The following is a 13,087-nucleotide window of genomic DNA, read 5'->3' on the forward strand; positions in this document are numbered from 1 at the left end:
CGGCTGCCCGGCCGCTAGGGCCGGTGGCCGGTCCGCCGGGTCGCGAGGCCCTCCAGTTGCAGCAGGTAGAGCGCCAGGGGCTGGAGCCGGCTGACGCGCTGCGGTGCCCCGGGACCGCGGCCGGCGGCCAGCAGCCGTTGCAGGAAGCGGTCGGGGCTGCGCCACCACTCGCGTTCCACGGTCACCGAGTGCGCGAGGAAACGCAGGAGGTACGCCAGCCGGTGCGCGACCAGCACGGCCCCGTGCCGCTGCGGCACCGACGAGGCGAAGCCCAGGTCCGCGTACTCGGGGAAGGCCTGGTGCAGCGCCCGGTCGTGGAACGCCCCGTCGACCAGGAAACGGCGCGGCACCGAGGCGAGGTGGTCGAAGAGGGCGTGGTCGAGATAGGGGGTGTGCGTCAGGAGCCGTTCGCCGCCCAGGGCGAACGGGGCCGCGGAGATGGAGCGCCGGGTCCGGTTCCAGAAGAAGAAGGAGCTGAGCGGGCAGGCGCTGCCCGCGTGCCGGGCCAGCTCGGTGACCAGACGCCGCCGGGCCACCTGCCTGCTCCACAGGACGCTCGTGCGCGGACCCAGCAGGTGCTCCAGGTGCGGGCCGGTGCGTCCCGCGTCCAGCAGCCGGTCCGCCAGGCCGGGCAGCTCGGCGGCATCGTAGGGATGGGCCCGGATGAAGGCGACGCTCGGGTTCTGGGCCAGCTCCCCGCCGCCCAGACCGTCGTAGGAGACGCGGCCGTGGCGCCGCAGATGGGCCAGGAGCGGCTGCGTCCACGCGCCGTCCAGGGTCGTCATGCCCTGCGCGGGCAGCGCGCGAAGTTCCGCGCGGAACTGCGCACGCGGTCGCGGCACCACCGTGTGCGGCAGGCCGAGCCGGCCCGCGAGGACGGCCGCGACCCGCGCGTCGGCCCCCGGGTCGGGAGGGAACTTCGAGCCGCTGACGCACCGCCGCGGCGGTGCCCCCTGACGGCGGAGTTCGAGCAGGATGTGGCGTGAGTCCCGGCCGCCGCTGAGCGGGAGGTCGTAGGGCTCACCGGGCAGCCGGCGGGCCACCGAGGCGCGGAACAGGTCGACGAAGCCGTCGACCGCCTGCTGTCCGGTCATGGCGGCCGGCCCGGGGCGCGGCGGCTCGCCGGACCGCAGCCGGAACCCGCCGGCGTCCCAGGTGAGCGTGGCCGCCGGCGGCAGCGCGCGGACCCCGGCGAAGGCGGTGTCCTCGGCGAGGAAGAACCCCAGCCGGAGGAAGACGGCGAGCGCGTCGTGGTCCAGCTCGGCGGGCCCGTCCTCGGCGAGCAGCGCCGTGGGGTCGGGGGACAGCGCGAGCGAGGCACCGCCGGCCCGGTAGTAGAGGGGGTGGATGCCGTAGCGGTCGTTGCGGGCCGTCAGGTGTTCGCCGTCCCAGCGCCATCCGGCGAAGACACCCTCGGCCGGCGGGCCGGGGTCCAGGTGGTCACCGGTGAGCGGGTGTCCGAGCCGCACCTCCTTGTCGCCCTCCGCGCGCACCCCGCCGGCCCCCGCGACCAGGAGGAGGCGCGGGGCGGGTGTGGCAGGGCTCCGGACGGTCACCGGGCCTCCAGCAGGGACCGGACGGCGGCTCCGATCCTGTCCGTCACCGCGTCCTGGTCCAGTACGGAGTCGGCGAAGGAGACGGCGGCCTTCTTGTGCCCCTCGATCACCGACGGACGGGACAGCCAGTCGTCCGCCGTGTCGAAGAGCTCCTCGGGTGTGGCGCAGGCGCGGCCCAGTCCCTCCTCGTCGATGAGTCCCGGCACCCACCGCTCCATGGGCAGCCCCGACTCCAGCATCAGGACCGGTATGCCGAAGTAGGCCGCTTCCAGGGTGGTGTTGGGTCCGGCCTTCGAGACGAGGAGCCCGTACCTGGACCGGGAGGCACGCCGGATGTAGTCGAAGTACTCGGTCTGGCTGAGCACGCTGTGGAACCGCCAGTGGGGCCGCCCGGCCGCCGCCGTGCGACGGGCGAGTTCCGGGTCGCCGTAACCGACGAAGACGAGGTCGATGTCCGGGTGCTGGTCGGCGAGCCGACGCACCAGCTCGGGGTACGTCTCCCCGCCCCGGTTGGAGAAGATGATCACCCGGGGCCGGTCGGGGCCCGGCCGGTCGCCCCAGGGTCCCGCGTCGGAGGCCGCCGACTCGCTGGTCATGAAGTCCCGCAGGTCGTGCTGCGCGACGAGCGGACCCACCACCCGTACGCGCTCCGGGTCTCCGCCTGCGGTGGCCAGCAGGTGCTCCTTCGCCTGGGGGAAGCCGACGAGAGTCAGGTCCGGGTACCGGCTGCGGTGCAGCGGCAGGTGCAGCAGCCCGGGGTTGGTCACGTGGCTGACCACCCGGGTGGACGTCCCGGCGAGCCGGACGGCGGCCACGCACAGCCTCGCCACGAACCCCTTCGTGCCCACCACCACGTCCGGAGCGGTCCGGCGCAGATGCAGGGTGAGGGGCTCCAGGTCGGCCTGCTGGGCGGGGGTCGGGTCGGCCTCGAACCCCTCCGGGAAGCGTGCCTGGAGGCGGTCCATGAGCGCCATGTACCGCTGGCTGCGGACGACCGCGTCGGGGCTCTCCAGCGAGATGGTACGGATCTCCGCCCCGGCCTCACCGATCCACGCCAGGATCGGCTCCGCCTCCAGCAGGGTCACCTCCGCGTCGACCACGCTCCGCAGGGCACGGGAGAAGCGCGTCGCGGCGAGGTAGTTGCCGAACTCGCCCCAGGTCCGCGGGGAGAGCACGTGAACGAGCGGTCGGTCGGGAGCAGCCATGGTTCTCCTAGGAGAGGGCCGGGTACGCGGGGGACTCGGAGGCGCGGGGCCGGGCCGTCAGGTTCTCGGACCAGAGTTGGTAGACCAAAAGGGCCCACAGCTTGCGGGAGGTGTCCCGCCGGCCGCCGAGGTGGTCGTCGACCAGCAGGCGTACCGCACCGGTGTCGAACAGGCCGCCGCGGCGCAGCGACGCCGTGGAGAGGGTGTCCAGGAGAAGGGGCCGCAGCTCGCCGCGGAGCAGAGCCGCCATCGGCGCGCGGAAGCCCAGCTTGGTCCGCCGGACGACGGCGGGGGGAAGCCAGTCGGCGGCGACCCGCCGCAACAGGTACTTGCCGGTGAACCGGTGCAGTTTCAGGCCGGTGGGCAGGGAGTTGCCGTACTCGACCAGGTCCAGGTCGAGGAAGGGGGAGCGCAGTTCGAGGGCGCTGCGCATGCCGCCCCGGTCCGTCTTGGTGAGGATCACGTCCCGCAGGAAGTGGGTCGTCACGGCGAGCTGACTGAGCTGGACCCCGGAGAGGCCGGGCTGGTCCCGCAGCAGCCGCGACACCTCGGCGAAGGTGTCGTGCCCGGTCAGTTCGGCTCCGGCCTCGGCCGTGAGCACCCCTGGCAGTTCGCCGGGGGTGAAGGGTGCCGTGGAGAGGTAGAAGCGGTGCTCCGGCGAGGCGCGCAGCCCCTTGGCCAGCAGGCCGAGGGCCGCCGCCACGGGCAGGTTGCCGGAACGGGCCGGCAGCCTGCGCGCCAGCAGCCGCACGAGGGCCTCCAGCCGGGGGGCCGGCAGGACGCGCAGCGACAACTCGATCGCGCGCTCGGCCTGGAAGTAGCGGTACCCCAGGAGCAGTTCGTCCGCGCCGTCGCCGGTGAGGGCGCCCCGCACGTGCTCGCGGGCCGCCCGGCAGACCAGGCGCATGGGCAGCAGGGAGGGGTCGGCCAGCGGCTCGTCGGCGTGGGCCAGTTCGGACTCCACGACACCCGCCAGGTCGGGGCCGCCGATCCGCACCACGTGGTGCTCGGTGCCGAGATGGCGCGCCACCGCCAGAGCGTGCTGGCTCTCGTCGAAGTCCGGGTTCTCGAACGCCGCGCTGAAGGTGGGTACCGGCTGCCCCGGCCGCAGCTGCTGCGCCACCGCGGCGACCGCGCTGGAGTCCAGGCCGCCGCTGAGCAGGACGCCGAGGCGGCGGTCGGTGCTGGTGATCCGGCGGGCGACCGCGGCACGGAACAGCTCCTCGAACCGCCGCGCCGCCTCCCGCGCCCCGGGGTCCCGGCGCGGTCCGGTGCCGGGGGCCAGGCGGGGCCGCCAGAACTCGGTCTCGCGCACCTGACCGCCCTCGTGGACGACGAAGCTTCCCGGGCGTACCTTGCGCACCCCCGACACGGCCGAGGCGGGGGCGCAGAACGCCTGGAACACCAGGTAGTCGGCGAGCGCCGGCACGTCCGGGGCGCGCGGTGCGGCGGGGTGCCGCAGCAGGGCGGTGAGTTCGGACGCGAAGGCGATGCCGTCCGGCACGCGGGTGTAGTAGAGGGGCTTCTTGCCCATCGGGTCGCGGGCCAGCACCGTGGTGCCGGTGCGGGCGTCGTGCAGCGCGAAGGCGAACATGCCCCGCAGCCGGTCGAGCATCCGCGTGCCCCACAACTCGTACAGCTCCACCAGGACTTCGGTGTCGCCGCCGGTGCGCGGCGCGACGCCGGCGGCCCGGAGCTCGGCACGCAGTTCGGCGTGGTTGTAGATCTCGCCGTTGAACACCAGGGCGGTCGCTCCCGACGCGGAGACGAACGGCTGGGTGCCGTGGTCCGGGTCGGTGAAGGTCAGGGCGCAGTGCGCGAGAGTGAGCCCCCGGTGGTGGAGCAGGTCCGAGCCGTCGGGGCCGCGGTGTGCCACGGCGGCGAGCATGTGCTCGGCCGTGGCCCGCGCGTCCTCCCGCACGACGCCGGTGTCAGTGAATCCGACGAATCCGCACATGCCGGCTACAGCCGCGGCGCGGACGCCGTGGGACCACCGGCCGGGACGGTGTCCTGCGCGTCGCGGTCCAGTGACCGCCGGGTCGACTCGATCTGAGTGGCGAGGCCCTCCCGCAGTCCGGTCCGGGCCGTGAAGCCCAGGACGCCGGCCGCCCGCCGTACGTCCGCGGTGGTCGAGCGGACGTCCCCGATACGGGCCGGACCGTAGGAGGTGGACGGGCGTGAACCGGTCAACTCGGCGGTCAGTGAAACCACTTCGTTGACCGAGACGGCGCCTCCGGTGCCGATGTTCAGGACCGCGCTGCCCCGGTCCCGGACCGAGGCGGCCAGCACCAGCGCCCGCACCACGTCGGACACATGGGTGAAGTCGCGGAGCTGGGTCCCGTCGCCGTAGATCTCCACGGGTTCGTTCCGCAGCGTCGACCGGATCAGACGGGAGATGAACATGTCCGTGCGCTGACCGGGACCGTAGACGGTGAAGAACCTCAGCGCGCCGACCGAGAGCTTGGCGTCGTCGCGCGCGGCGAAGGCCAGGGCCAGCCGCTCCGCCGCGAGTTTGGTGACCCCGTAGGGGGAGAGCGGACGGGGCAGGTCGTCCTCGCTCATCATGCCGTCGGCGCCGCCGTACACACTGGAGGACGAGGCGACCACCACGCGTTCCACGCCGGCCTGGACACAGGCCTCCAGCAGGCGCTGGGTCGCCAGCACGTTGCACTGGAGATACTCGGGGAATTGGGTCCACGACGGGCGGACCCCGGGTAATGCCGCCAGGTGGAACACCACCGAGGTGTTTTTCAGGCAGTCCGCCAGATTCAAGGTGTTCAGGTCGCCGCGTATCGTCCGGAGCGATCCGGGAAGGGGCGGCGACTGGCTTCGCAGGTCGTCCGGAATTGGCCTGCGGTCCAACGCCACAACGTTTCTGCCGGAACTCCTCAATTCCGTCACGAGATGCGATCCGATGAAACCGGCCGCACCGGTGACCAGAACGTCGTCGTCCGTTGAGTCCGTCTCGCGTATGTCGCTCGACACAAATCCCCCTTGTTTCGCTCACATGTGGCTGGTCAAGGCGGTGCTTGGGCGGTGCATTCGGTGCACGTACGCGCGTGTCTGCCTCTGGATCAACCGGGCCGACTCGCGCGGCCGCTCGGACGCCCCGTGGCACTGTGCGGCGGTGAAGAGTGCGGCTGACCAGGCTTTTGGCGTCGAGAAACGCATGTCCGGACCAAGAGACGTGGGGAGTCTAACAGCACGCGTCAATCACGAGCAATAGCATGCTTCACCCTCTGGCCGGGGCGGTGTCCGCAATCGGCAATACCGCATCATTCACAAGGAGGCGGACGGACTTTATGCTGGCCGTTCGCCGCCGGGCGAATGGGGGAGGGACACGTTGGCAGGCAGTCCGTTACGGCACCTTTCCATGCTTCTCCGCTACCTGCGCGGCGAACGGACCGCCATGACGCTGCTCGCTCTGCTGGTCCCCACCGGGATAGGCCTCCAGCTGGTGGCGCCCTACCTGCTGCGCGGGTTCATCGACGGGACGCTCTCGGGCGACTCCCGCAGCACCCTGACGGACCTCGCCGCCTGGTCCCTGGCCGCCGCCGTGGGCGTACTCGTGGTCACCACGGGCACCGAGGCGCTGTCCTCACGGGTCGCCTGGCGCAGCACCGACCGACTCCGCGCGCACCTGGTCGAGCACTGCCTGAGCCGGCCACCGGACTTCTACCGCGAACACCCGCCCGGCGAACTCGTCGAGCGGATGGACGCCGACGTCACCCGGCTCGCCGCGGTGATGTCGGCACTCCTCCTGGAACTGCTGGCGCAGGCGCTGCTCATCGTCGGCATCCTCGTCGCCCTCTTCCGACTGGAGTGGCGGCTCGCCCTGCTCTTCGCCCCGTTCGCGGCCGGCACCCTGCTGCTGCTGCGGACCCTGGTGGGCCGTGCCATGCCCTTCGTCACCGCACGGCAGCGGGTCGCGGCGGACCTCCAGGGCTTCCTCGAGGAGCGCCTCGCGGCGGCGGAGGACCTCCGCGCCAACGGGGCCTCGCGGTACACCCTGCGGGAACTCGGCGACCGCCAGGAGGACCTGTACCACAAGGCCCGCGAGGCCGCCCGCGCCTCGGTCCGCTGGCCCGCCACCGTGCAGGGGCTGTCCGCCGTCAGCGTCGTCCTGGCGCTGGCGGTCAGCGCCTGGCTGCACTCCCGCGGGCAGCTCTCCACCGGGACGGCCTTCGCCTCCCTGTCCTACGCCATGCTGCTGCGCCGCCCCCTGCTCGCGGTCACCACCCGTTTCCGCGACCTGGAGGACGCGGCCGCGAGTGTGCAGCGGCTGAGGGACCTGCTGGGCCACGAGGAGCCGCCGCGCACCGGCGCCGGGACCCTGCCGGCCGGACGGCCAGGAGTCCGCTTCGACCGGGTCGCCTTCTCCTACGAGCCCGGCGAACCGGTGCTGCGGGACGTCTCCTTCTCCCTGCGCCCCGGCGAACGCCTCGGCGTCGTGGGACGCACCGGCAGCGGCAAGTCCACCGTCGTCCGGCTGCTGTTCGGGCTCCACCGGCCCGAGACGGGCACGGTGTCGGCCGGCGGCCTGGACGTGACGGAGATCGACCCCCGGGCGCTGCGCAGCCGGGTCGCGCTGGTCACGCAGGAGGTGCACGTCTTCCATGCCGCGCTGCGGGACAACCTCACCTTCTTCGACCGGACGGTCCCGGACGACCGGCTGCGCGCCGCGCTGGGCGACGCCGGACTCGGCTCCTGGCTGCGCACTCTGCCCGACGGCCTGGACACGCTGCTCGGCGCCGGCGCCCGGGGCATGTCCGCGGGCGAGGAGCAACAGCTCGCGCTGGCCCGGGTGTTCCTGCGCGATCCGGGACTGGTCCTGATGGACGAGCCGACGGCCCGGCTGGATCCGTACAGCGAACGGCTCCTGGTGCCCGCGCTGGAGCGGCTGCTCCACGGCAGGACCGCGGTCGTGGTCGAGCACCGCCCGCACCTGCTCCGGAACGCCGACCGGATCCTGGTACTGGAGGACGGGAAGGTCGCCGAGGAGGGCGAACGGACCACCCTCGCCGCCGACCCCTCGTCGCACTTCCACGCACTCCTCCGCACGGCGGGGGCCGCCCGGTGAGGAACGGGGGCGGGGAGGGGGCGGGGTGTGAGGGGCGGAGCGGGTGGAGCGGCTGGACGAGGGCCCCGGGCGGACGGGGCGGGGCGCGGGACCGGCGAGCCGCGGTGCGGGGCGGCGTGGGGGCTGAGGTACGGGCCCCGCAGATTGAGGTGCGGGCCCCGCGGACCGAGGCACGGGTCCGGTGAACCGGCGCGCGGGGCCGGTGGGCCAGAGCACGGGGCGGGCGGTCGACGGCGTGGAGCGGCGCTCCGTCCTGGGACGGCTCACGGACGTGCTGCGCGGTTCCGCCCGCGCCTACTGGACCCTCACCGGTCTGTGGATCCTCCTGCGGCTGGGCACCCTCGCGGTGGGACTGTTGTTCCAGCGGCTGTTCGACGCGCTGGGCGCGGACGGGGGCGTGTGGCTGATCATCGCGTTGGTGGCCGGGATCGAGGCGGGGCGGCTGTGCCTTCAGTTCGGCGTGATGATCAGCAGGCTGGAGCCGCGGGTCCAGTACGGCACCACCGCCCGGCTGCGGCACGCCCTGCTGGGGTCGGCGCTGCGCGCCCCGGAGGTGACGGCCCGCACCACTCCCGGCGAGTCCCTGCGGACGGTGGGCGAGGACGTCGACGAGACGGGGTTCTTCGTCGCCTGGGCGCCGACGAACCTCGCCCACTGGATCTTCGTCGCCGCGGCGGTCACGGTGATGACGCGGATCGACGCCGTGGTCACCGGCGCCCTCATCGCGCTCCTCGTCCTGCTGACGCTGGTCACCGCGCTGGCCCACAGCCGGTTCCTCAGGCACCGGCGGGCGACCCGGGCCGCGTCCGGCGAGGTGGCGGGTGCCCTGCGGGAGATGGTGGGTGCCGTGAGCGCGGTGCAGGCCGCCGCGGCCGAGCCGCAGGTCGCCGCGCACCTCACCCGGCTGAACGGCGCCCGGGCCAGGGCCGCGGTACGGGAGGAGCTGTACGCCGTCCTCCAGCGCACGGTGATCGGCAACGCGGCCCCGATCGGGGTCGGCGTGGTGCTGCTCCTGGTCGCGGGCCGGATGGACGAGGGGGCCTTCAGCGTCGGGGACCTCGCCCTGTTCGCCTTCTACCTGCAGATGCTGACCGAGGCCCTGGGCTCGATCGGCATGCTGTCCGTGCGGTTGCAGCGGGTCTCGGTGGCGCTCGGACGGATCGCCTGCTTCCTCGGCGACGGCCGGCTGCGGCGGTCCCTGGAGCGGGCCGGCCCGTCCCTCGCGCCGGGAGCGGCCGGCGGGGAGTCCGCGATGCCGGACAGCGGCCCGGCCCCCGCCCCGCCTCTGCGGGAACTGACCGTCCGCGGCCTGACGGCCCGCCACCCCGGGACACGGCACGGGATAGCGGACGTGGACCTGGTGGTGGAGCGGCACACCGTCACCGTGGTCACCGGCCGGGTCGGCTCCGGCAAGAGCACCCTGGTCCGGGCCGTGCTCGGGCTGCTGCCGCACGACCGGGGCACCGTCCTGTGGAACGGCGAACCGGTCGCCGACCCCGCGTCGTTCCTGGTCGCGCCGCGCTGTGGGTACACCCCTCAGGTACCGCGGCTCTTCAGCGGAACGGTGCGGGAGAACGTCCTGCTGGGCCGGGACGACGCGGTCTTCGCCGAGGCCGCGCGCCTCGCCGTGATGGAGCCCGACCTCGCGGCGATGCAGGACGGCCCGGACACCGTGGTCGGCCCGCGCGGCCTGCGCCTGTCGGGCGGACAGGTCCAGCGGGCCGCCATCGCCCGCATGCTGGCGTGTGGTCCCGAACTCCTGGTGCTGGACGACGTCTCCAGCGCCCTCGACCCGGAGACCGAACACCTGCTGTGGGAGAGGCTGCTGGACGGGACGCACACCGTGCTCGCGGTCTCCCACAGACCGGCGCTGCTGCGCGCCGCGGACCGTGTGGTGGTCCTCGTGGACGGGAGGATGGAGGCCTCGGGCACCTTCGACGAGGTCATGGCGACCTCCGCCGAGATGGGCCGGATCTGGACGGGCGCGGGCCCGCGAACGGCGACCGGGGACCCCGGCCCCGCCCCTCGCGACCCCCGCGACACGCGTCACTCGTGATCCGCCCGAAGAGCGATCCGCCCCCCCGGGGGTCCAACCTCAGACCTGCCGGGCCCAGAACCCCTCGGGCCTCGTACGCGTCGGGCCTCGAACCCCTCGGGCCTCGTACCCGTCGAGCCTCGTACCCGTCGGGCCTCGAACCCGCGCAACCGCGGACCTCCTGGGCCTCAGTCCTCCCGGGCCGCCCCCACTTCGGACCAGATCCCGTCCAGGGCGTCCACGAACCGGTGGATCTCGTCGGGCTCGTGCACCGCCGAGGGGGCGACCCGCAGGATCTCCTCGCCCACCGGGACACTGGGCGCGTTGACGGCCTGGACGTACGCCCGGTGCCGCTCCAGCAGCAGAACCGACATCCGCCGGCACATCCGCTCCTCACCGACCAGGACGGGGACGATGTGGGACTCGTCCGACAGCACGGGAATGCCCCGCTCGCGGAGCAGCCCGTGCGTCAGCCGCGCGTTCCCGGCCAGCCGCTGCCGCTCGACGTCCGAGCCGCGCAGGTGCCGTACCGCGGCGAGCGCGCCCGCCGCGACCGCGGGCGGCAGTGCCGTGGTGAAGATGAAGGAACGGGCGTGGGCGCGCACCGCGTCCATGAGCACGGCCGGCCCCGCGACATAGCCGCCCGTCATACCGAAGGCCTTGGCGAGGGTGCCCATCACCACCGTGAACTCGGAGTCCAGGCCGGCCCGGGCCGCGATGCCCGCACCGCCCGGACCGTACATGCCGACCGCGTGCACCTCGTCGAGGAAGGTGACGGCTCCGTACCGCTTGGCCAGGCCCGCGACCTCGGCCAGTGGCGCGATGTCGCCCCGCATCGAGTGCACGGACTCCAGGGCCACCAGCTTCGGCCGGTCCGGATCGGCCGCGGCCAGCAACTCCTCCAGGTGCTCCCCGTCGTTGTGTCGGAATATGTACTTGCGGGCACCGCTGTGCCGTAATCCGTCGATGATGGAAGCGTGATTCGCCGAATCCGAGAACGCCTGGCAGTCGTCGATGACACCCGCGAGCACCGACAGGGACCCCTCATTGGCGGAATATCCGGAGGCGAAGAGAACGGCGTCCTCCTTGCCGTGCAGTTCGGCCAACTCCCGCTCCAGGGCGACATGGCAGTGATTCGTTCCGCCGATGTTCCGCGAACCCCCTGATCCGCCACCGTATTCGTCCACGGCGCGCTTCATCGCGTCGAGGACGTCCGGATGCTGCCCCATACCGAGATAGTCGTTGCTGCACCAGATGGAGATCTCGCCATCCGAGGTGCTCGCCGCGGGGAACCGACCCGCCTTGCGGCCCAGTTCGAGGAACTCCCTCTTCTGGTCGCCGGTTTCGTGGGCGAGGCGTACGAAGAAGTCCATGTACGGGGACATGTCCAAGGTCCGCTCCTTTTCCGCTTCCCAACGGGTCGGGGCTCATCCTAGGATCCACCGCAGGTCTTGCACAGAACACGTTCCCTGCTGCCGTACGGCCGATATCAGCCGTGTACCGGAACGCGAAGGGGAGTCTCGATGGGCGCTTACGGAAATCCCCTGGCCGGGATGTTCGCGGCGAACTCCGGCGCCGCCACCGGCCCTTCCGACAGCCGCGCCGAAACGTGCGTGGCCCCGGGAGCGACCCTGTCGGCGGCCACGATCCTCTCGGACTCCGCGCGCCGGTGGCCGGATCGCACCGCGCTCGTCGCGGGCGCCGAGCGGATCACCTACGGCTCGCTCTGGCGCTCGGCGCTCCGGTACGCCGCGGTGCTGCGCGAGCGGGGGATCGGCCCCGGTGACCGGGTCGGCCTGCTGGTGACCGACTCACCGCACTTCCCGATGGCCTACTTCGCGATCCTCGCCCTCGGCGCGACCGTCGTGCCCGTGAACGTGTTGCTGAAGACCGACGACATCGACCACATCCTCCGGCACTCGAGGGCCAGGGCCCTCGTCTGCTCGGCCGAGCTGCTCGGGGAGGCGGAACCGGCGGCCGAGGCGGCGGGCGCGCCCGTCCTCACCGTCGGCGCGGGCGACGACCGGGGCCCGTGCCCGGCGCTCGACGGACTCGCCGCCACCGCCGAGCCGATGCCGGGGCCGGTGCCCCGCGCACCGGGCGACGTCGCGGTGATCCTCTACACCTCCGGCACCACCGGCCGCCCCAAGGGAGCGGCGATCACCCACCTCAACCTGGTGATGAACGTCGGCACCACGATGCTCTCCCCCTTCGAGATGAGCTCCGGCGACGTGCTGCTCGGCTGCCTCCCGCTCTCCCACACCTTCGGCCAGATCTGCGGCATGGGCACGTCTTTCCGGGCCGGTGCGAGGCTGGTGCTGATGCGGCGGTTCACCGCCGAGGACGCGCTCGACCTGATGGAGGCCGAGGGGTGCACGGTCCTGATGGGGGTGCCCACGATGTACTTCGCCCTGGTCGAGGCGGCCGCCCGCCGTCCCGTACGGCCGAGGCTGGACCGCGCCTACTCCGGAGGCTCGGCCCTGCCGGTGCGCACGCTCGACGCGTTCGAGGCCACCTTCGGCTGCCCGGTCTACGAGGGGTACGGCCTCACCGAGACGTCTCCCTGCGTCGCCTACAACCAGCGCGACTGGCCCAGGAAGCCCGGCACGGTCGGCAAGCCGGTCTGGGGCGTGGAGGTCGGCATAGTCCGCCCCACTGTGGAGGACGCCGTCGAGCCGCTCCCCGCCGGCGAGGTGGGCGAGATCGTGGTCCGCGGACACAACCTGATGGCCGGGTACGTCGACGACCCCCGCGCCACGGCCGCCGCGTTCGTCGCCGGCTGGTTCCGCACCGGCGATCTGGGACTGCTGGACGACGAGGGGTATCTGACCGTCGTCGACCGCAAGAAGGACGTGATCCTCCGCGGCGGCTACAACGTCTATCCCCGCGAGGTCGAGGACGCGCTGCTCCGGCATCCCGCGGTCGCCCGGGTCGCGGTGGTGGGCCTGCCGGACCCGGTCAACGGCCAGGAGGTGTGCGCCGTGGTGGTGCCGCGGGACGGTCTGACGCCGGACGCGGCACTGGCGGACTCCCTCGTGACCTGGGGCAAACGGCACATCGCGGCGTACCGGCGGCCGCGGCGGGTGGTCTTCCTCGACCACCTGCCCCTGGGATCCAGCGGCAAGGTGCTCAAGAGGGAACTGACCGCACTGCTCCAGTCGTCCGACGACACCGGGCGGGGTGGCCGAAGGGCGGCGCCGTGAGGCGGTCC

General features: G+C 73.0%; 8 protein-coding genes. 3 read left to right on the forward strand and 5 right to left on the reverse strand.

Annotated elements, in window-relative coordinates:
- Positions 1–14: 14 nt before the first annotated feature.
- The 4 genes from ACH4NX_RS19170 to ACH4NX_RS19185 are packed head-to-tail and all read right to left on the reverse strand — an operon-like array spanning position 15 to position 5,746.
- Positions 15–1,556 (reverse strand): asparagine synthase-related protein, encoded by a 1,542-nt coding sequence (locus ACH4NX_RS19170; protein ID WP_351391447.1) that lies wholly within the window; start codon positions 1,554–1,556, stop codon positions 15–17.
- The gene (locus tag ACH4NX_RS19175; protein WP_398129327.1) at positions 1,553–2,761 is read right to left on the reverse strand and encodes a Moenomycin biosynthesis protein MoeGT1; all 1,209 of its coding nucleotides are present in this window, start codon (positions 2,759–2,761) and stop codon (positions 1,553–1,555) included. The genes ACH4NX_RS19170 and ACH4NX_RS19175 overlap by 4 nt, the downstream gene beginning before the upstream one ends.
- Before the next feature lie 7 nt (positions 2,762–2,768).
- Positions 2,769–4,718, reverse strand: a complete 1,950-nt coding sequence (gene asnB, locus ACH4NX_RS19180) for an asparagine synthase (glutamine-hydrolyzing) (protein WP_398129326.1) — start codon at positions 4,716–4,718, stop codon at positions 2,769–2,771.
- A 5-nt stretch (positions 4,719–4,723) separates the two neighbouring features.
- Positions 4,724–5,746, reverse strand: coding sequence for an NAD-dependent epimerase/dehydratase family protein (locus ACH4NX_RS19185; RefSeq protein ID WP_351391455.1), 1,023 nt, complete (start codon positions 5,744–5,746; stop codon positions 4,724–4,726).
- Positions 5,747–6,134: 388 nt separating this feature from the next.
- Between ACH4NX_RS19185 and ACH4NX_RS19190 the strand changes: the two genes are divergently transcribed.
- Both ACH4NX_RS19190 and ACH4NX_RS19195 read left to right on the forward strand, forming a co-directional pair.
- Positions 6,135–7,841 (forward strand): ABC transporter ATP-binding protein, encoded by a 1,707-nt coding sequence (locus tag ACH4NX_RS19190; RefSeq protein WP_398129325.1) that lies wholly within the window; start codon positions 6,135–6,137, stop codon positions 7,839–7,841.
- A 181-nt stretch (positions 7,842–8,022) separates the two neighbouring features.
- Positions 8,023–9,897, forward strand: coding sequence for an ATP-binding cassette domain-containing protein (locus ACH4NX_RS19195; RefSeq protein WP_398129324.1), 1,875 nt, complete (start codon positions 8,023–8,025; stop codon positions 9,895–9,897).
- A 167-nt stretch (positions 9,898–10,064) separates the two neighbouring features.
- Here the strand turns inward: ACH4NX_RS19195 and hemA are convergent, their stop codons facing one another.
- Positions 10,065–11,261: a 5-aminolevulinate synthase gene (gene hemA, locus ACH4NX_RS19200; RefSeq protein ID WP_351391940.1), complete on the reverse strand. Its 1,197-nt coding sequence runs from the start codon at positions 11,259–11,261 to the stop codon at positions 10,065–10,067.
- A gap of 138 nt (positions 11,262–11,399) precedes the next feature.
- On the opposite strand from hemA, the gene ACH4NX_RS19205 reads away from it, so the two are divergent.
- Positions 11,400–13,079 carry a long-chain fatty acid--CoA ligase gene (locus ACH4NX_RS19205; RefSeq protein ID WP_398129323.1) on the forward strand — a complete coding sequence of 560 codons (1,680 nt, stop codon included), beginning with the start codon at positions 11,400–11,402 and terminating at the stop codon, positions 13,077–13,079.
- Positions 13,080–13,087 lie beyond the last annotated feature (8 nt).

This window comes from Streptomyces sp. NPDC017225 (assembly GCF_044331465.1).
In the GTDB taxonomy this organism is placed as follows: domain Bacteria; phylum Actinomycetota; class Actinomycetes; order Streptomycetales; family Streptomycetaceae; genus Streptomyces.

Coding starts and splice junctions, on each gene's coding strand:
- ACH4NX_RS19175 (WP_398129327.1), bottom strand. CDS start 2,761: ATGGCTGCTCCCGACCGACCGCTCGTTCACGTGCTCTCCCCGCGGACC.
- asnB (WP_398129326.1), bottom strand. CDS start 4,718: ATGTGCGGATTCGTCGGATTCACTGACACCGGCGTCGTGCGGGAGGAC.
- ACH4NX_RS19190 (WP_398129325.1), top strand. CDS start 6,135: ATGCTTCTCCGCTACCTGCGCGGCGAACGGACCGCCATGACGCTGCTC.
- hemA (WP_351391940.1), bottom strand. CDS start 11,261: ATGTCCCCGTACATGGACTTCTTCGTACGCCTCGCCCACGAAACCGGC.
- ACH4NX_RS19205 (WP_398129323.1), top strand. CDS start 11,400: ATGGGCGCTTACGGAAATCCCCTGGCCGGGATGTTCGCGGCGAACTCC.